This window comes from Rhizobacter sp. Root1221, assembly GCF_001425785.1.
Lineage (GTDB): Bacteria > Pseudomonadota > Gammaproteobacteria > Burkholderiales > Burkholderiaceae_C > Rhizobacter.
Genome location: NZ_LMDI01000010.1, coordinates 102705 through 121568, shown reverse-complemented (window position 1 = coordinate 121568; position 18864 = coordinate 102705). Strand labels below are relative to the sequence as shown.

At 67.8% G+C, this 18864-nt stretch carries 14 protein-coding genes; 9 read left to right on the top strand and 5 right to left on the bottom strand.

Features of this window, described 5'->3' with window-relative positions; all coding sequences use genetic code 11:
* The first annotated feature begins 92 nt into the window (after positions 1-92).
* The 9 genes from ASC87_RS09055 (at position 93) to ASC87_RS09015 (ending at position 13032) form a co-directional block, all read left to right on the top strand.
* Complete coding sequence (locus ASC87_RS09055; RefSeq protein ID WP_235582114.1) at positions 93-1697, top strand: ABC transporter substrate-binding protein; 1605 nt, start codon at positions 93-95, stop codon at positions 1695-1697.
* A gap of 66 nt (positions 1698-1763) precedes the next feature.
* Positions 1764-3776 (top strand): M13 family metallopeptidase, encoded by a 2013-nt coding sequence (locus tag ASC87_RS09050; protein ID WP_056659795.1) that lies wholly within the window; start codon positions 1764-1766, stop codon positions 3774-3776.
* 29 nt (positions 3777-3805) lie between these two features.
* Positions 3806-5797, top strand: coding sequence for a M13 family metallopeptidase (locus ASC87_RS09045; protein ID WP_082568506.1), 1992 nt, complete (start codon positions 3806-3808; stop codon positions 5795-5797).
* A gap of 59 nt (positions 5798-5856) precedes the next feature.
* A complete protein-coding gene (locus tag ASC87_RS09040; RefSeq protein WP_056659792.1) occupies positions 5857-7443 on the top strand; it encodes an ABC transporter substrate-binding protein in 1587 nt (528 codons plus the stop codon).
* Positions 7440-9053, top strand: a complete 1614-nt coding sequence (locus tag ASC87_RS09035) for an ABC transporter substrate-binding protein (protein ID WP_157603923.1) — start codon at positions 7440-7442, stop codon at positions 9051-9053. Before ASC87_RS09040 ends, ASC87_RS09035 begins: the two co-directional genes overlap by 4 nt.
* 5 nt (positions 9054-9058) lie before the next feature.
* The gene (locus ASC87_RS09030; protein ID WP_056659789.1) at positions 9059-10087 is read left to right on the top strand and encodes an ABC transporter permease subunit; all 1029 of its coding nucleotides are present in this window, start codon (positions 9059-9061) and stop codon (positions 10085-10087) included.
* A gap of 73 nt (positions 10088-10160) precedes the next feature.
* On the top strand, positions 10161-11066 hold the full coding sequence (locus ASC87_RS09025) for an ABC transporter permease subunit (RefSeq protein WP_056659787.1): 906 nt from the start codon (positions 10161-10163) through the stop codon (positions 11064-11066).
* Complete coding sequence (locus ASC87_RS09020; RefSeq protein ID WP_056659785.1) at positions 11063-12037, top strand: ABC transporter ATP-binding protein; 975 nt, start codon at positions 11063-11065, stop codon at positions 12035-12037. The genes ASC87_RS09025 and ASC87_RS09020 overlap by 4 nt, the downstream gene beginning before the upstream one ends.
* Positions 12034-13032, top strand: a complete 999-nt coding sequence (locus ASC87_RS09015) for a peptide ABC transporter ATP-binding protein (protein WP_056659783.1) — start codon at positions 12034-12036, stop codon at positions 13030-13032. Before ASC87_RS09020 ends, ASC87_RS09015 begins: the two co-directional genes overlap by 4 nt.
* Positions 13033-13129: 97 nt before the next feature.
* Here the strand turns inward: ASC87_RS09015 and ASC87_RS09010 are convergent, their stop codons facing one another.
* The 5 genes from ASC87_RS09010 to ASC87_RS33510 all read right to left on the bottom strand — a co-directional run bounded on the left by ASC87_RS09010 (position 13130) and on the right by ASC87_RS33510 (position 18593).
* Entirely contained in the window at positions 13130-13774 is a 645-nt protein-coding gene (locus ASC87_RS09010; RefSeq protein WP_056659779.1) for a hypothetical protein, read from the bottom strand.
* A gap of 61 nt (positions 13775-13835) precedes the next feature.
* Complete coding sequence (locus tag ASC87_RS09005; protein ID WP_056659778.1) at positions 13836-14276, bottom strand: biopolymer transporter ExbD; 441 nt, start codon at positions 14274-14276, stop codon at positions 13836-13838.
* An 11-nt stretch (positions 14277-14287) separates the two neighbouring features.
* On the bottom strand, positions 14288-14719 hold the full coding sequence (locus ASC87_RS09000) for a biopolymer transporter ExbD (RefSeq protein WP_056659775.1): 432 nt from the start codon (positions 14717-14719) through the stop codon (positions 14288-14290).
* A gap of 3 nt (positions 14720-14722) precedes the next feature.
* Positions 14723-15568: a MotA/TolQ/ExbB proton channel family protein gene (locus tag ASC87_RS08995; protein WP_056659771.1), complete on the bottom strand. Its 846-nt coding sequence runs from the start codon at positions 15566-15568 to the stop codon at positions 14723-14725.
* 238 nt (positions 15569-15806) lie between these two features.
* Entirely contained in the window at positions 15807-18593 is a 2787-nt protein-coding gene (locus ASC87_RS33510; RefSeq protein ID WP_056659768.1) for a TonB-dependent receptor domain-containing protein, read from the bottom strand.
* Positions 18594-18864: the final 271 nt, after the last annotated feature.

Below are 18864 nucleotides of genomic sequence, written 5' to 3'. Positions count from 1 at the left end.
AAACTTGCGTTGACGGGAACGCACCCAATTCCCGGGTCTCGGGTGATCTGGACCTCGTCAAACTCTCGTTGCCCACAAGGCGGCCTTTGTCAATGAACACCATGCACCGTGTCATCCGCCATACCCTGGCGGCCACTGCCCTCGCCGCCACCGCCCTGGGCGCGCAGGGTGCCAGCACCACCCTCATCTACTGTTCCGAGGGCAGCCCGGAGGGGTTCGACCCGGCCCGCTACACCGCCGGCACCACCTTCGACGCCAGCTCGCAAGCCATCTTCAATCGCATCGTGCAATTCGAGCGCGGCGGCACGCGCATCGAGCCCGCCCTCGCCGAGCGCTGGACCATCAGTCCCGACGGCCTGGTCTACACGTTCAACCTGCGCAAGGGTGTGAAGTTTCACACCACCGAGTGGTTCAAACCCACCCGCGAGCTGAACGCCGATGACGTGATCTTCACGCTCGACCGCATGATCAACAAGGAGAACGCCTTCCGCAAGGCGTTCCCGGCGTCGTTCGAATACGCGTCGGACATGGGCCTCGACACCAACATCGCCAAGCTCGAGAAGCCCGATGCGCTCACCGTGCGCATCACGCTGAAGACACTCGATGCCGCCTTCCTCGCCGACCTCGCGATGGACTTCGCCTCCATCCAATCCGCCGAGTACGCCGACCAGCTGCTCAAGGCTGGCACCGGCAACGACCTCAATACCAAACCGGTCGGCACCGGCCCGTTCGTGCTGAAGCGCTACGACAAGGACGCGCAGATCCGCTACGCCGCGTTCCCCGCCTACTGGGCCGGCAAGCCGGCCATCGACAACCTGATCTTCGCGATCACCACCGACTCCGCCGTCCGGGCGCAGAAGCTGAAGGCGGGTGAGTGCCACGTGTCGGCCTACCCGAAGCCGGCCGAGGTCGAGTCGATGAAGAAGGATCCGCGCATCAAGCTGCTGCACCAACCGGGGCTGAACGTCGGCTACCTGTCGCTCAACGTCACGCACAAGCCGTTCGACAACCGCGACGTGCGCCAGGCCATCAACATGGCCATCAACAAGCAGTCGCTGATGTCCGCGGTGTACCAGGGCGCCGGCACGGTGGCGGTGAACCCCATTCCGCCCACCATGTGGTCCTACAACAAGGCGGTCAAGGACTACGAATACAACCCCGAGAAGGCCAAGGCGCTGCTCGCGAAGGCCGGCTTCCCGAACGGCTTCGAGACGAAGCTCTGGGCCCTGCCGGTGCAGCGCCCGTACAACCCGAACGGCCAGCAGACGGCCGAGCTGATCCAGTCCGACCTGGCCAAGGTCGGCATCAAAGCCCAGATCGTCAAGTACGAATGGGCCGAATACCTCAAGCGCGGCAAGGCCGGCGAGAGCGACATCGGCATGTTCGGCTGGAACGGCGACAACGGCGACCCGGACAACTTCCTGGCCGTGCTGCTGGGTTGCGCCGCGGTGGGCGGCAGCAACTACGCCCAGTGGTGCGACCCCGAATTCGACAGCCTCATCACCAAGGCCAAGCAGACCGCCGACGTCGCCCAACGCACGAAGCTCTACGAAACGGCGCAAGAGGTGGTCAAGCGCCAGGCGCCGTGGGTGCCGCTCGCGCACTCGGTCATGTACCAGCCGATGTTGCAGAACGTCGAGGGCTACAAGTTGAGCCCGTTCGCCAGCGTCCAGTTCTTCGGCGTCCGTCTGAAATAGTCCGCCCGGCCCGCTGGCCGATTCCCCCGTGCGGGCGCGCGGCTTCGCCCATTCATCGAAGTTCCCATGCAACTCCGCTTCATTGCGCTCTCCGTGCTCGCGTTGCACACCAGCGTGGCGCTGGCCCAACCGCTGCGCTCCGGCATCGACCGGGTGCATTTCGACACCACCGTCCGCCCCCAGGACGACCTGTTCTCCGCCGTCAACGGCCAGTGGCTGAAGGACACGCCGATCCCGGCCGACAAATCCAGCTTCGGCAGCTTCATCCAGCTGCGCGACCGCTCCGATGAGCGCGTGCGCAAGATCGCCGAGGAACTGGCCGCGGGCCAGGCGGCGCCCGGCACCAACGAGTTCAAGATCGGCGCGTTCTACCGCAGCTTCACCGACGAGTCCGCCATCGACCTGGCCGGCACCGCCCCGGTGGTGCCGTGGCTCGCGCAGATCGACGCCGTGGCGTCGAAGGCTGAGCTGGCCGCGCTGTTCGGCCGGCTGCAAGGCGTCGTCTCCACGCCGATGCAGAGCGACGTCGATGTCGACCCGAAGGACCCCACCACCTACCGCGCCGCGGCCTGGCAGTCGGGGTTGGGCATGCCGAACCGCGGCTACTACCTCCATGCGGGCGAGCGCTTCGGCAAGGCCCGCGCGGCCTACGCCGTGTATGTGCAGACGCTGCTGGGCCTCGCTGGCGACGCCGATGCCCCGGCCCACGCGGCCGCTGTCGTGGCGCTGGAGACGCGCCTTGCCAAGGCGCAATGGACCCCGGTCGCCAACCGCAACCCGGTCAGGATCTACAACCCGATGACGGTCGACGTGCTGAACCGCCGCGCGCCGGGCCTCGCCTGGAACGCCTACTTCGAAGGCGCGTCGCTGCCCGTCATCGACCGCGTGTCGATCAACCAACCGAGCTATGCCATCGCGTTCGCGAAGGCTGTGGAGCAGGTGCCGCTCGCCACGTGGAAGCTGTACCTGCGCGTGCGCCTGCTCGACGGCAACGCCCAGGTGCTGCCACAGGCCTTCCGCGAGGCCCACTTCGCCTTCCACGGCAAGGCCATTCAAGGCAGCGAGGTGCAAGAGCCGCGCTGGCAGCTGGCCACCGCGGCGCTCGATGGCGCGCTCGGTGAAGCCGCAGGGCAGATCTACGTGGCACGCCACTTCCCCCCGGAATACAAGAGCCGCATGAACGAGCTCGTGCAGAACCTGCTGACCGCCTTCGGCCAGTCGATCGACGGCGTCGCCTGGATGAGCCCGGTCACCCGCCTGCGCGCGAAGGAGAAGCTCGGCAAGTACACCACCAAGATCGGGTACCCCGACAAGTGGCGCGACTACACCGCGCTGGCCATCCGCGACGGCGATGCGTTCGGCAACGCCGTGCGCGCGGGCCGGTTCTCGTACGAGCGCCGCGCCAGGCGGGTGGGCCAGAAGGTGGACCGCACCGAATGGGGCATGACGCCGCAGACCGTCAATGCCTACTACAACCCGAGTACCAACGAGATCGTGTTCCCGGCCGCCATCCTCGAACCACCCTTCTTCGACATGGGCGCCGACGACGCCACCAACTACGGCGCCATCGGCGCGGTGATCGGCCATGAGATCAGCCACGGCTTCGACGACGAGGGCAGCCAGTTCGACGGCAATGGCAAGCTGGACAACTGGTGGACCGCAGCCGACCGCAAGGCCTTCGACGTGCTCGGCACACAGCTCGCCGCCCAGTACGCCGCCTACGAGCCGCTGCCGCACCACAAGCTGAATGGACGCTTGACGCTGGGCGAGAACATTGCCGATCTCTCCGGCCTGCAGATCGCCTACAAGGCCTATCACGCCGCACTCGCCGGCAAGCCGGCGCCGGTGATCGACGGGCTGACGGGCGACCAGCGCTTCTTCATGTCGTGGGCCCAGGCCTGGCGCAGCAAGTTCCGCGAGGCCCGCATCCTGCAGATGCTGACGATCGACCCGCACTCGCCGCCGCGGTTCCGGGCCAACGGCGCGGCCACCAACCACGATGGCTTCCACGAAGGCTTCGGCACGAACCCCGGCGACGGCATGTACAAGCCGAGCCACGCCCGCATCCGCATCTGGTGAGCGCGCCCATGGTTGTCAGAACCCCCTCAATGCTGGCACGCCTCGGGTGCGCCGTGCTGTTCGCCGCGTGCGCCCGCCCGGCGCTGGCGGCGCCAGCCGCGGCCGACCTCATCGCCCGTGCCCGCCATGACCTGTTCGTGGCCGCGAATGGCGAATGGCTGGACGCCACGCCCATTCCGGCCGACAAGTCGGCCTATGGCGTGGCGTACGCGCTGGTGGACCGCGCCGATGCCCGCGTGCAGCGCATCTGCGAAACCCTCGGCGAGCAGCCGCAGGCGCCCGGCAGCGTTGGCCAGAAGATCAGCAAGTACTACCGCACCTACCTCGACGAAGCGGCCATCGACGCCGCCGGCCTGCGGCCGCTGGAACCACTGCTGGACCAGATCGACGCGGTCGATTCGCCGTCGGCGCTGGCGGCCCTCTGGGGCCGCTGGATGGGCGCGGTACCGGCACCGGTGGAGACGCAGGTGACGCCCGACGCGAAGGAGCCGGGGCGCTACCGCGTCACCATCCGCCAGGACGGCCTCGGCCTGCCCGACCGCGACTACTACCTGCGCGACGGCGCCGGATTCGCGAAGGCGCGGGACGCGTACCGCCGCTACCTGGGCACGCTGCTCACGCTGGCGGGCGACGCCGAAGCCGAGGCGCACGCCCAGGCGGTCTACGCGCTCGAGCTGCAACTGGCCGGGGTGCAGTGGTCGCAGGTCGACAGCCGCGACGCGGTCAAGACCTACAACCCGCGCACCTTGCCCCAGCTGGCGCGTCTGGCGCGGGGCGTCGATTGGCCGGCGTATTTCACCGGCGCCCACACCGCCAACATCGATCACCTGTCGGTCTCGCAGCCGCCGTACGCCGCGGCGCTGAGTCGCATCGTGCAGCGCACGCCGCTCGCCACGTGGAAGCTGTACCAACGGGTGCGCGTGCTGGACGCGAACGCCCCGGTGTTGCCGCAACCGTTCCGCATGGCCGCGTTTGCCTTCCACGGCCAGGCGCTGCGCGGCGAAGAGCAACCGCGCCCCCGCTGGCAGCAGGCCACCGCCGCGGTGGACCACGCGCTGGGCGAAGGCGTGGGCCAGATCTACGTGGCCCGGCATTTCCCGCCTGAGCACCGGGCTCGCATGCAGGCCCTCGTCGACAACCTGATGGTGGCCTACGGCCAGTCCATCGATACGCTGCACTGGATGGGCCCCCGGACCCAGGCACGCGCAAAAGACAAGCTCAGCCGCTACACCACCAAGATCGGTTACCCCGACCGGTGGCGCGAGTACGGCGATCTGTCCGTCGTCGACGGCGATGCGCTGGGCAACGAGATGCGCGCCCGCCGCTTCGAGCACGAGCGCCTGGCTCGCCAGGTGGGCCGGGCGGTGGACCGCAGCGAATGGTTCATGACGCCGCAGACCGTCAACGCGTACTACGAACCCAGCCTGAACGAGATCGTGTTCCCGGCCGCCATCCTCGACGCGCCCTACTTCGACATCACGGCCGACGACGCCACGAACTACGGCGCCATCGGCGCCACCATCGGGCACGAGATCAGCCACGGTTTCGATGACCAGGGCAGCCAGTTCGATGGCGGCGGCCGGCTCGTCAACTGGTGGACCCGCGCCGACCGCAAAGCCTTCGATTCACTCGGCAACCGCCTCGCACAGCAGTTCGACGGCTACGAGCCGGTGCCGGGCCACCGCGTCAACGGCCGGCTCACTCTCGGCGAGAACATCGCCGACCTGTCCGGGCTCGAGATCGCCTACAAGGCCTACCGCCTGTCGCTGGGCGGCCACGAGGCGCCGGTGGTGGACGGCCTGACCGGCGACCAGCGCTTCTTCCTTTCGTACGCGGTGTCGTGGCGCGAGAAGGCCCGCGACGCCCGCACGCTGCAGCAGCTGACGAGCGATCCGCACGCGCCGGCGTCGTACCGCACCAACGGCCCGGTCGTCAACCTGGACGCCTTCCACGAGGCGTTCGGCACCCGCCCAGGCGATGCGATGTACAAGCCGCGCGCCGAGCGCATCCACATCTGGTGAGGGGCTGCGTCGCGCCGCCCCTCTCATGGCCCCCGCCCTTCCCAGCTTCCGAGACCCCGATGAAACCGTCCCTCTCCTCCACCGCCCTGTTGGCATCCGCGCTGGCCCTTGGCGCGGCGTCCGCCCACGCGGCCGGCACCCTCACCGTGTGCACCGAAAACTCGCCCGATGGCTTCGACATCGCCCAGTACGAATCCGCCGTGACGAACGACGCGGCCGGCCGCACGCTGTACGACCAGCTGCTTGCCTTCAAACGCGGCACCACCGAAGTGGTTCCCGGCCTCGCCGAGAAATGGGAGGTCAGCCCCGACGGCATGACATACACCTTCTCGCTGCGCCGCGGCGTCAAGTTCCACACCACGGCCTGGTTCAAGCCCACGCGCGACCTGAATGCCGACGACGTCATCTGGTCGGTCAACCGCATCAACGACAAGAAGCACCCCGCGTACGCTGCCGCCCGCAACGGCTACGTGTATTGGGAAGGCATGGGCATGTCGTCGCTGATCAAGTCGGTCACCAAGGTTGACCCGTACACCGTGCGTTTCACGCTGACCCGGCCCGAAACGCCGTTCCTCGCCGACATGGCGATGGAGCCGCTGGGTTCGGTCTTCTCCGCCGAGTACGGCGAGCAGTTGCAGAAATCGGGCAAGCTCGAACAGCTCAACACCCAGCCCATCGGCAGCGGCCCGTTCGTGTTCAAGAGCTACCAGAAGGACGCGATCATCCGTTACACGGCCAACACCGCGTACTGGGGCGGCGCGCCCAAGGTCGACAACCTGATCTTCGCGATCACGCACGATCCCAACGTCCGCGTGCAGCGCCTGAAGGCCGGCGAGTGCCTGGTCGGCACGAACATGAAGCCCGAGACGGTCAGCACGTTCGACAACGATCCGAACGTGCGCATCCTGCGCAACTCGCCACTGCTGACGGCCTACATCGCGCCCAACATGAAGCACAAGTTCCTGTCGGACAAGCGGTTCCGCGAAGCCCTCGCGCTCGCCTTCGACAAGAAGACCTACGTGGCCTCGGTGTACGGCGGCAACGCCACGCCGGCCGTCAGCTTCATGCCGCCCAGCATGTGGGGCTACGAGAAGGGCCTTGCGGACCGGCATGACGTCGAAAAGGCGAAGCAGCTGGTCAAGGCGAGCGGCTACGACGGCACCGAACTGGCCCTGTTCACCCGCATCGGCGGGGCGATCGACGGCAAGCGCGCGGCCGAGCTGATGCAGTCCGACTGGGCGCGCATCGGCGTCAACGTGCGCGTGCAGATGATGGAATGGGGCGAGCTGCTCAAGCGCGCCGGCCGCGGCGACCACGACATCACCTTCGTCAGCTGGGCCAGCGACAACGGCGATCCGGACAACTTCCTCACCCCCAACCTGAGCTGCGCCAGCGTCGCCGGCGGCAGCAACAAGAGCCAGTGGTGCCACAAGCCGTTCGAAGCGCTGCTCGCGGCCGGCCGCCTCGAGAAAGACCCGAAGAAGCGCGCCGACATCTACATCAAGGCGCAGAGGATGATCTATGACGAGGTCGCGGCCATTCCCACCGTGTACCCGGTCAACATGACGGCACTGAACAAGCGGGTCGAGGGCTTCGTGCCGAGCCCGTTCTCCCACAGCGACTTCCGCTCGGTGAGCCTCAAGTGACGTCGCGACACCGTCCGCTCACGCGCGCCTGTGCCCGCGCCCGCGCGGCGGCAGCCCTGGCCGCAGCGTTCGCCGCCGGGGTGCTGTGCGGCCCGGCCGCCCACGCCGCCGGCAGCGTGACCTTCTGCGCGGAGAGTTCGCCTGAAGGCTTCGACGTGGCGCAGTACGAGACCGTGGGCACGAACGACGCCTCGGGCATCCCGCTGTACGACACCCTGCTGCAGATGAAGCCCGGCACCACCACGGTGGCGCCCGGCATTGCCGAGCGCTGGGAGGTGAGCGCCGACGGCCGTGTGGTGACGCTGCACCTGCGCCGCGGCGTGAAGTTCCACACCACGCCCTGGTTCACCCCCACGCGCGACCTGAACGCCGACGACGTGCTGTGGTCGCTCAACCGCATCAACGACCCGAGGCACCCCGGCCATGCCGCCGCGCAGGCGGGCTACCCGTACTGGGCCGGCATGAGCATGCCGGCGCTGCTGCAGTCGGCCGAGAAGGTGGACGAGCTGACCGTGCGCCTGCGGCTGACGCGCGCCGAGGCGCCGCTCATCGCCAACCTGACGATGACGTCCATCGCGTCGGTGTACTCGGCCGAGTACGCGGCCCAGCTGCTGAAGGCCGGCAAGCTGACGCAGATCAACACGCTGCCGGTCGGCACCGGCCCGTTCGTGTTCAAGAGCTACCAGAAAGACGCGGTGGTGCGCTACGCCGCCAACACCGCCTACTGGGGTGGCGCACCGAAGGCCGACCTGATCTTCGCGATCACGCCCGACCCGAGCGTGCGCGTGCAGCGCCTGAAGGCGGGCGAGTGCCTGGTGGGCGAAGTCGGCGGCGACAACGTCGCTTCGTTCTCGGGCGATCCGCGCATCGCCATCCTGCGCAGCAAGCCGCTCAGCACCTCGTACCTGGCGCCCAACCACACGCACCCGTTCCTGTCGGACAAGCGTTTCCGTGAGGCCCTGTCGCTGGCCGTCGACCGGGCGAGCATCGTGCAGTCGGTGTACGGCGGGCAGGCCACGACCGCAGGCAGCTTCCTGCCGCCCGGCATCTGGAGCCACGACGCCGGCATCAAGAACCCCACCGACATCGAACGTGCGAAGCAGCTCGTCAAGGCGTCGGGCTACGACGGCCGCGAGCTGACGCTGTTCGCCACCGCGCGCAGCAGCGACATCAAGCGTGCCGTCGAACTGCTGCAGGGCGACTGGGCGCGCATCGGTGTCAAGGTGAGCCCGCAGCTCATGGAGCTCGGCGAGCTCTACAAACGCACCGCGAAGGGCGATCACGACCTGGCGCTGCTCAGCTGGTTCAGCGACAACGGCGACCCGGACAACTTCTTCACACCCAACCTCAGCTGCGCCGCGGTGGATGGCGGCAACAAGTCACGCTGGTGCCACAGGCCCTTCGACGCGCTGCTCACGCGCGCCCGAACCACCGTGGACCTGAAGGAGCGCACCGACCTGTACGTGCAGGCGCAACGCATGATCCACACCGAGACGGCGCTCATTCCCCTGGCCAACAAACTTCAGCTCTTCGCGGTGCACCAGCGCGCGAAGGGCTTCATCGCCACGCCGTTCGGCGGCAGCGACTTCCGATTCACCCGGCTGGACTGACCCCGATGCTCGCATTCATCCTGCGCCGCCTGGCGCTTGTCATTCCCACGTTCTTCGGCATCACGCTGCTCGCGTTCTCGCTGATCCACCTGATTCCGGGGGACCCGGTGCAGGTGATGGCCGGCGAACGCCGGCTCGACCCGGCGTTCCACGCCGAAGTGCTGCACCGCCTCGGGCTCGACCGCCCGCTGTGGGAGCAGTACCTCGCGTACGTCTGGAAGTCGATGCACCTCGACCTCGGCGAATCCTTCGTCACCCATGAAGCGGTGTGGTCCGAGTTCCTGAAGCTCTTCCCGGCCACCGTCGAGCTGTCGCTGTGCGCGCTGGCCTTCGCGGCCGTCGTCGGGCTGTTGGCCGGCGTGATCGCGGCCATCCGCCGCGGTTCGCTGCTCGACCACGGCGTGATGGGCCTGTCGCTCACAGGCTTCTCGATGCCGATCTTCTGGTGGGGCCTGCTGCTCATCATGTTCTTCTCGGTCTACATGCGCGACTGGGCCCCGGCCCTGGCGCTGCCGGTGTCCGGCCGCATGACGCTGGAGTTCGACATCCCGGTGCGCACCGGCTTCATGCTGGTCGACGCGTGGCTGTCGGGAGAGCCTGGTGCGTTCCGCTCCGCCGTGTCGCACCTGATGCTGCCCGCCATCGTGCTGGGCACCGTGCCCCTCGCCGTGATCGCCCGCATGACCCGCTCGGCGATGCTGGAAGTGCTGCGAGAAGACTATGTGCGCACCGCGCGCGCCAAGGGCCTGTCGCCAGCCCGCATCGTGTTCGTGCATGCGCTGCGCAACGCGCTCGTGCCGGTCATCACGGTGATCGGGCTGCAGGTGGGCACCCTGCTGGGTGGCGCCGTGCTCACCGAAACCATCTTCTCGTGGCCGGGCGTGGGCAAGTGGCTGATCGACGCGATCGCGCGCCGCGACTACCCCGTCATCCAGGGCGGCATCCTGATCACCGCCTCGCTGGTGATCTTCGTCAACCTCGCGGTGGACCTGATGTACGGGCTCGTCAACCCGCGCATCCGCCACGCGCGATGAGCTTGGCCGCCCTTCCGAACTCGATGACCCGAGACACCTCCATGCCAATCCACTTCCCCTGCGGGGCGCCCCGATGAGCGCCGTCCTCGCCACCACCGCGGACGTGTCCGCAACGCCCTCGCCGCTGAAAGACTTCTGGCGCAGCTTCGCGATGAACCGCGGCGCCGTCGTGGGCCTCGTGTTCTTCGTGCTGATCATGCTCTGCGCGGTGTTCGCCGGCGTGCTGGCCCCGCACGACCCGGTCGAGCAGTTCCGCGACGCGCTGCTCACCCCGCCTGCCTGGTCTGATGCCGGCAGCAGCCGTTTCCTGCTCGGCACCGATGACATCGGCCGCGACGTGCTGTCGCGCCTGCTGTACGGTGCCCGCTTGTCGCTGATGATCGGCTTCGTTGCGGTGCTGCTGTCCATGCTGCCCGGCATCGCACTCGGGCTGCTGGCCGCGTTCTTCCCGCAGCGCCTGGGCGTGGCCATCCTGCGCCTGATGGACATCATGCTGGCGTTGCCGAGCCTGCTGCTCGCCATCGCCGTCGTCGCGGTGCTCGGCCCGGGCCTGGTCAACACCATGCTGGCCATCGCGATCGTCGCAGTGCCCGGCTACGTGCGCCTCGTGCGGGCGTCGGCCATGACCGAACTGACCCGCGACTACGTCGTGGCGTCCCGCCTGGCCGGTGCCGGAACCTTCCGGCTGATGTTCGACACCGTGCTGCCGAACTGCATGGCGCCGGTCATCGTCACCGCCACGCTCGGCTTCTCCGACGCCATCCTGACCGCCGCCGCGCTGGGCTTCCTGGGCCTGGGCGCGCAACCGCCCACGCCCGAGTGGGGCACGATGCTGGCGTCGGCCCGCGACTACATCGAACGCGCGAACTGGGTGGTCACCTTCCCCGGCGTCGCCATCCTCACCACCGTGCTCGCGATCAACCTGATGGGCGACGGCCTGCGCGACGCGCTCGATCCGGGCATGAGGAAACTCGCGTGAACCACCTTCTCGAAATCCGCAACCTGACCGTCGAGTTCGGCTCGAAGGAGCGCCCGTTCGCTGCGGTGCGCGGCGTCGACATGACGCTCGACCGGGGCGAACTGCTCGGCATCGTCGGCGAGTCCGGCTCCGGCAAAAGTGTCAGCATGCTGGCCGTGATGGGCCTGATCGAAGCCCCCGGCCGCGTCACCGCCGACGTGCTGCGCTTCGACGGCCACGACCTGCTGGCACTGTCGCCCCGCCAGCGCCGCGAGATCGTCGGCCGCGACATCGCGATGATCTTCCAGGACCCGATGGGCAGCCTGAACCCCAGCTACACCGTGGGCTTCCAGATCACCGAGACGCTGAAGGTGCACCAGAACGACAGCAAGTCGCGCCTGCGCGACCGCGCCGTCGAACTGCTCTCGCTCGTCGAGATCTCCGACCCGGCATCGCGCCTGAATGCCTACCCGCACCAGCTGTCGGGCGGCATGAGCCAGCGCGTGATGATCGCGATGGCACTCGCCTGCAGCCCGAAGCTGCTGATCGCCGACGAGCCCACCACCGCGCTCGACGTGACCATCCAGGCGCAGGTGCTGGACCTGCTCGTGGACCTGCAGCGCCAGCGCAACATGGCGCTCGTACTGATCACGCACGACCTGGCGCTGCTCGCCGAGCATGCCAGGCGCATCGCCGTGATGTACGCGAGCGAGATGGTCGAGACGCAGGCGGTGCCGCAGCTCTTCGACCGTCCGCACCATCCGTACACCGAGGCGCTGCTCGCGTCCATTCCGGAACACAGCCGCGGCGCGCACCGCCTGCCCACGCTGGCCGGCATGGTGCCGGGTGTCAACGAGCGGCCGGCGGGCTGCCTGCTGTCGCCCCGCTGCCCGCACATCCGCGACGATTGCCGCACCGTGCACCCCGCGCTGCTGCCGATGCCCGATGGCGGCCTGGCCCGCTGCATGTACCCGCTTCACGTTTCATCATGACCGCACCGTTGCTCGAGGCGCGCGACCTGTCGCGCCACTACCAAGTCTCCCGCGGCATGTTCAAGCCGTCGGCCACCGTGAAGGCGCTCAACGGCGTCAGCTTCTCGCTGTCGGGGGGCGAAACCCTCGCCGTCGTAGGTGAGTCCGGCTGCGGAAAATCCACGCTCGCGCGGGCGCTGACGCTGATCGAAAAGCCCACCGGTGGGCACCTGATGATCGGTGGGACCGACGCCGCCACGGTGGACGCCGCCGGCACCAAGGCCCTGCGCAAGCGGGTGCAGATGGTGTTCCAGAACCCGTATGCCTCGCTGAACCCGCGCAAGCGCATCGCGCAGATGCTCGACGAGCCGCTGCTGCTGAACACCGGGCTGACCGCCGCCGAGCGCCGAGAACGCGTGGCCGCCATGCTTGCCATGGTGGGGCTGCGGCCCGAGCATGCGCAGCGTTACCCGCACATGTTCTCGGGCGGGCAGCGCCAGCGCATCGCCATCGCGCGGGCCATGATGCTGCAGCCCGGGCTCCTGGTGGCCGACGAGCCCACGTCGGCGCTCGATGTGTCCATCCAGGCGCAGATCCTGAACCTGTTCATGGACATGCAGGAACGCACCGGCATGGCGTACGTCTTCATCTCCCACAACCTGAGCGTTGTCGAACACATCGCCGACCGGGTGATGGTGATGTACCTGGGGCGTGTGGTCGAGTTTGCGTCGAAGGCGCGGCTGTTCGCGCAACCCCTGCACCCGTACACCCGCGCACTGCTGTCGGCCACGCCCAGCATCGACCCGCAGCGCCGGGCGCAGAAGATCCGCATCGTCGGCGAACTGCCATCGCCGCTGAACCCGCCATCGGGCTGCTCGTTCCACAAGCGGTGCCCGTATGCCCAGGCGCGCTGCAGCATCGAGGAGCCTCAGCTGCGCCCGGTGGACGGCAGCGAGGTGGCCTGCCACTTCGCCGATGCCGTCGCCGACGGCAGCGCGCTGCCCCGGGCCGCCTGACCCCGCGCGGGCCGCGACGGAACCCGACCCGCTGGAGGTCGGGACACCGGCGCCATGACGATCCGTCCATGGCACCGGCACCCGCGCTGACGCCGCGTCAGTCGTCCAGCTTGAAGTTGAACTCCTGCGTCGCGATCATTTCCTGGCCCGTGTCGGTGCACTTGTAGGCCAGCATCGCGTTGCGCACGACGTTGTAGAACACGCGGTTGCCCGACAGGATCGTGACCTCCTTGACCACACCCCCGGTGATGCGTGCCTGCGCGCGCACGACGCCGGTGATGCGTTCCTGCACGGCCTTGAGAGGCATCGTCGGCTGCACCTGGGTGGGGCAGGCCACGCCGATGTCACTGCGTGCCGGCGGGGCCGGTGGCGCAGGGGCCGGTGCCGGCGGCGGAGCCGGTTCGATCTTGGGCTCGGCCGGCGGCGGCGTGACGTCCACCGTGATCACCGGCGCGGGTGCAGCGGCGACCGGCACTTCCGGTGGCGGCACGAAGGGCGGCGGCGGGGCCTCCACCTTGGGCGCCTGCGCCTTGACGATCTCCTTCGGGGGCGGCGGCGGCGGCGGCGGAGGTGGCGGGAGCTCGGTGATGATCTTCGTCTCGAGCGGTTTCTTGACGATCTCGACCACTTCGCGGGCCAGCCCCGACACCAGCGCGTACACGAGGAACGCGTGCAGTGCCACCACCGCGATCAGGCCGGCGAATCGTCGGGACGACGGTGGGTGTTCGTAACTCAATTCCATGGCATGGGTCTCCTGGGATCGCCGCCGGCGGCTCTCGTGACCAGCGGGCGGCGATGCAGCCTCATTCGATGAACTGTTCGCTGCCGACAATGCCGAACTTGGTCAGCCCGAAACGCTGCACGGCGCTCATCACCGCAGCGACGGTCTCGTACTTCGCAAGCTTGTTCGGCCGCAGGTGCAGCTCGGGCTGCTGGCTGATGTCGAGCTTGGCCATCTCGGCCAGCTTGAAGTCGACCTCCTGCAGGCCACCGGCCACCAGCACGCCGTTGACGAAGATCCGGTTGGCTTCGTCGATGTCGATCTTCATGATGACCGGCTGCACCACCTGGGGAGGCGGGTTGCCGGTCGGCATGTCGAGGTTGACGGCGTGCAGCTGGATCGGGATCGTGATGATCAGCATGATCAGCAACACCAGCATCACGTCGATCAACGGCGTGGTGTTGATGTCCATCATGACTTCCGGTTCGTCGCTGCCGCTCGAACTTCCAATGTTCATACCCATGACAGCTCCTTTCAGCCCCCGCGTGGGGGCGGCTCCGTGATGAACGACAGCTTCACGATGCCGGCCCGCTGGCTGGCGTAGACCACCTTGCCCACCGAGTCGTAGTTGGCACCGCGGTCACCGCGGATCTGCACTTCGGGTTGCGGTTTCATCTGCGAAACGGCCTTCAGCTTGCTGACGAGGGCTTGCGTATTCGGCACCTTCGCGTCGTACCAGAAGATGGCGCCCGTCTGGTCGACCGAGATGATGATGTTCTCGGGCTTGCTCTCGCGCACCTCGATGGACTCTTTCGGCAGCGCGACCGGCACGGACGTGGTCACCACCGGGATGGTGATCAGGAAGATGATCAGCAGCACCAGCATCACGTCCACGAGGGGCGTGGTGTTGATGGCAGAAACCACTTCGTCGTCGTCGCCGCCGGATGACCCGACGTTCATGCCCATGGCTCAGGCCTTGCGGCTCGTCGCGAGCAGCACCGAGTGGAGGTCGTTGCCAAAGCCGCGCACTTCGTCCATGGCCCCCTTGTTGCGGCGCACGAGCCAGTTGTAGCCCAGCACCGCCGGCACAGCCACCGCCAGGCCGATGGCGGTCATGATGAGCGCTTCACCCACCGGGCCGGCCACCTTGTCGATCGACGCCTGGCCGGCCACGCCAATGGCGGTCAGCGCGTGATAGATGCCCCACACCGTGCCGAACAGGCCGACGAACGGGGCGGTGGAACCGACGGTGGCCAGCAGGGCCAGGCCGTTCTGCAGGCGGCTTTGCACGCGCTCGATGGCGCGCTGGATGGACAGCGTGACCCAGCTGTTCAGGTCGACGTGCTCGAGCAGGCCCACGTGTTTCTTGGTGGATTCAAGGCCGGCTTCAGCGATGAAGCGGAACGGGCTCACCTGTTCCAGCGAAGCGGCGCCCTGGAGCACGGTGCCGGCGCTCCAGAAGGTCTTGTTGGCCAGCTTGGCCTGACGGGTGATCTTGGTCTGCTCGATGAGCTTCACGACGATCACGTACCAGCTGCCCATCGACATGGCGAGCAGGATGACGAGCACGGTCTTCGCGATGGCATCGCTGGTCTTCCACAGCGCTTCAAGGCCGTACGGGTTGTCCACGGTGGTGGTGGCGGGCTTCGCGGCGGCCGACGGCACGGCGGGCGTTGCCGGCGCGGTGGCGGGCGCGGCAGACTCGCTGGCGGCCTGGGCGTGGACGGGCTGGGCCACGACGGCGAGGCCGGCGCTGGTCATCAGGGCGAAGGCGGCCGAAGCGGCAATGGCGGATTTTCGGAGGGTTTGGAACATGGTGGGGATCCTCAGTGACGTGGACAACACTAAGCAAGCGGCAGGCCCACTGCACGGCGCCATGGAACAGGCAACAACCAGGCTCGCAAGCACAGTCGCCGCGGGGTAACAAGCCATGATGGACATCGTCGTGGCGCGGTGAACGACCGGAGCCACCGGGATGACCGGCGGCGGCGTTCACACGCCTGCGGGCCGGCCGGAGGCGGGCATGGTGCCCGGCTCCGGCCTGGCCGTGACCTCAGAACGTGAAGTTGCCGTTGACGTACAGCGTGCGGCCGCGCGCATCGTAGTAGCGGTCGTCGTAGCCGAACATCTGGCCCTTGCCCAGCCCGCCGTTGGCAAGCGACAGCGGCGGGTCACGATCGAACACATTCAGCAGGCCGGCCGTGATCGAGAAGTTCTTCGTGGCCTGGAATTGCGACTGGAAGTCGAAGGTGACGTAGCGCTTGATCTTCAGCTGCACGTCCTCGTACTCGCCGCTCAGCGTGCCGTCGGCGTTGACGATCTGGACTTCCGCGACCGCATCCTTGTAGCCCGACTTGAAGTTGGCCTGCAGGGTGTTGGTCCAGTTGCCGGTCTTCAGCGACGCGGTGGCACGGCCTTGCCAGCGGAACGTCACCGTCGTCAGCGAGGGGTCGTACTGGCCGACGGCGCTGAAGTATTCGCCACCGGCGGCCTGCTGCTTCTTCTCACGCAGCATGTACGTGGCCAGCAGTTGCGTGGTGAGGCGGCCCAACGGCGTGCTGGTGCGACCCTGCACGTTGAAGTCGATGCCGGTGGAGTACAGCTTGCCCAGGTTCTGGTTGTCGGCCTTGAACGCGATGTAGTCGATGCCCGTCGCGTTGTCGCGCTGGACGGCCCAGGAACTGGCGTACTTGGCCGGGTCGGCAAAGGCGCTGCCTTCGCTGACCTGGCCGATCACGTCACGCACGGCCACGTGCCACAGGTCGGCTCCGAGCGAGACGCTCGGGACCGGCTCGAACACGATGCCGATGGTGGCCTGGCGCGACTTTTCCGGCTTCAGGTTGGCGTTGCCGCCGGCGGTCTGGTCATACTGCACCTCGCCCGGACGGGTCTGTGCACCCAACGACGTGGCGATGGCTTCGAGGGCTGCGGTCGACTCGTAGGCCGCGCTGGTCACGCCGTATGGCTGCGCCGTGGCCTTGACCTGCGGCACCGTGGGCGCCTTGAAGCCCGTGCCCACCGAGCCACGGAACAGCAGGCCCTGCACCGGCGTCCAGCGGAAGCTGGTCTTGCCGTTCGTGGTGCTGCCAAAGTCGTCGTAGTGGTCGTACCGCACAGCGCCATTCAGCTCGAAGCTCTTGACCAGCGGGGCGTTGAGCTCGAGGAACAGGCCGTAGGCGTTGCGCTTCGCGCTGTAAGGCACGATGGCGGCGGCATCACCGGCGCGCTGGTCGCAGGCGCCCGGATCCGGGTACTGCAGGCCCGGCGTACACAACGTGCCGGCAACCGGGTCAGCGAGCTTGCCCTGGGCGAACAGGGACGGCTTGCCGGCGAACTGCTCCTGGTAGAAGCTCGCGCCGGTACCGAGCGACAGCGGACCACCGGCCAGTTGGAACAGCTCGCGCGAACCGCTCAGGTCGGCCGAGGTCAGCTTCGAATCGCCCGCGTCCCAGAGGCCCTTGTAGGCCACGGCGGACAGCGCTGCGACACCTGCGGCGTCTTGCTGGCCGACCTCCAGGAAGGGGTTGATGGTGCCGCTGTCGCGGAGGCGGTTCAGGGCCAGGCCGCCCGGGTAGCCCGAGATGTTCTGCTTGAAGCGGCTTTCCGAATGGGTGATGGCGCCCTTGTAGTCCCAGCCGGCCAGCAGGCCGTTCGCGCCGATGACGACGTTGCCGAAGTCGGAGATGTTCTCGTCGGTACGACCACCCAGGTCGGCCGCGCGCCAGTAGGCCACGGAGTCCCCCGTGATGCCCATCGGTGCGAGGTATTCGTCGTGCAGCGCGCTGCCCGCGGCAATGCCGATTTCAACCGGCACCGCAGCGAGCTTCCCGCTGCTGGTGTTGCGGCTGAGCAGCACGTCGGCGAACACCGTGTGGTCGGGGGCGACCTTGACCGTGGCGGTCGTGAAGAAGCTGTGGCGCTTGCGTTCCGAGTACGTCTCGAGCTTCGACGCGAAGTCGTAGTAGCAGGACGTCTTGTTGGTGCCCGGGTCGGTGACCTTGATGTTGGACGAAGCGCAGGCGCCGGTGCGGAAGTAGTGCGGATTGACCAGGTCACCTGCATCGTCGGTGGCGTTCGCCGGTGCCCCGCGGACCGAGCCCAGGAAGGCCTGGTAGCGCTTGCCGCCGTTCTCGAAATCGATCACACCGGTCTTCGAGAACGAGCGGTCCGTGCCGTTCATCGGCGAGCGACGGTCCACCGCGAACGAGGCCATCAGGTTGAAGCCGTCGGTCTCGAGGTCGCCGATGCCCTTGCTCAGGCTGAAGCGCTCTTCGCGTGCCACGGCGCCCTTCGGACGCGAGGCACCGAGGCTCAGGTCGCCGGTGCTCATGTTGCGGCGGGTGATGAAGTTGACGACGCCGGCGATGGCATCGGCACCGTACAGCGCGGACGCGCCATCGGTCAGCACTTCGACGCGCTCGATGGCGGCGAGCGGAAGGCTGTTCAGGTCGAACCCGGCCAGGTTGCCGGTCAGGCTTTGCCCGCCGTAGTTCGCGAGGCGGCGGCCGTTCAACAGCACCAGCGTGCGGTTCTCGGTGAGGTTGTGGATCGATGCACCGGCGAAGCCTTTGCCGTCGCCGCCGACGGAGGTCGACTCCGTGGTGCCGCCTTGCAGGCCAGGCATCTTCTGGAGCAAGTCGGTGACGCTGGTGGCGCCGGTCTTCTCGATGTCGGCGCGCTGAAGCACCGTGACGGGCAGGGCGCCCTCGGCGTCGACGCGACGAATCGACGAGCCGGTGATCTCCACCCGTTCAAGGGCCTGCTGGGCAAACGCGCTTGGCGCGATAGCACCTCCGAAGGCAAGCACCAGGCTCGCGGAGAGCTTCGTCTTAAGGAACATTCAATCCTCCCGGTCGGTAAAGTAGTGTGTCGCTTAATGCATTAAGCGTGCCTGATCGTCTTTGGCACAACCTCACCGGCCGACCGGCGCAGCGCTGCCGACCCGGCGTCGCGGGGGCCCTCTCGGCATGGAAATGGACACGGTTCCACACCGGCCGCCACTCGCTGTCTTCGCGCAGCACGATGCGCTGCGCATCGCCCGTGCACAGTGCACAACGCACCATCCTCGGACCTTTCACAGATGCGCAGGCATGGTTCCGGACGTAGACCGG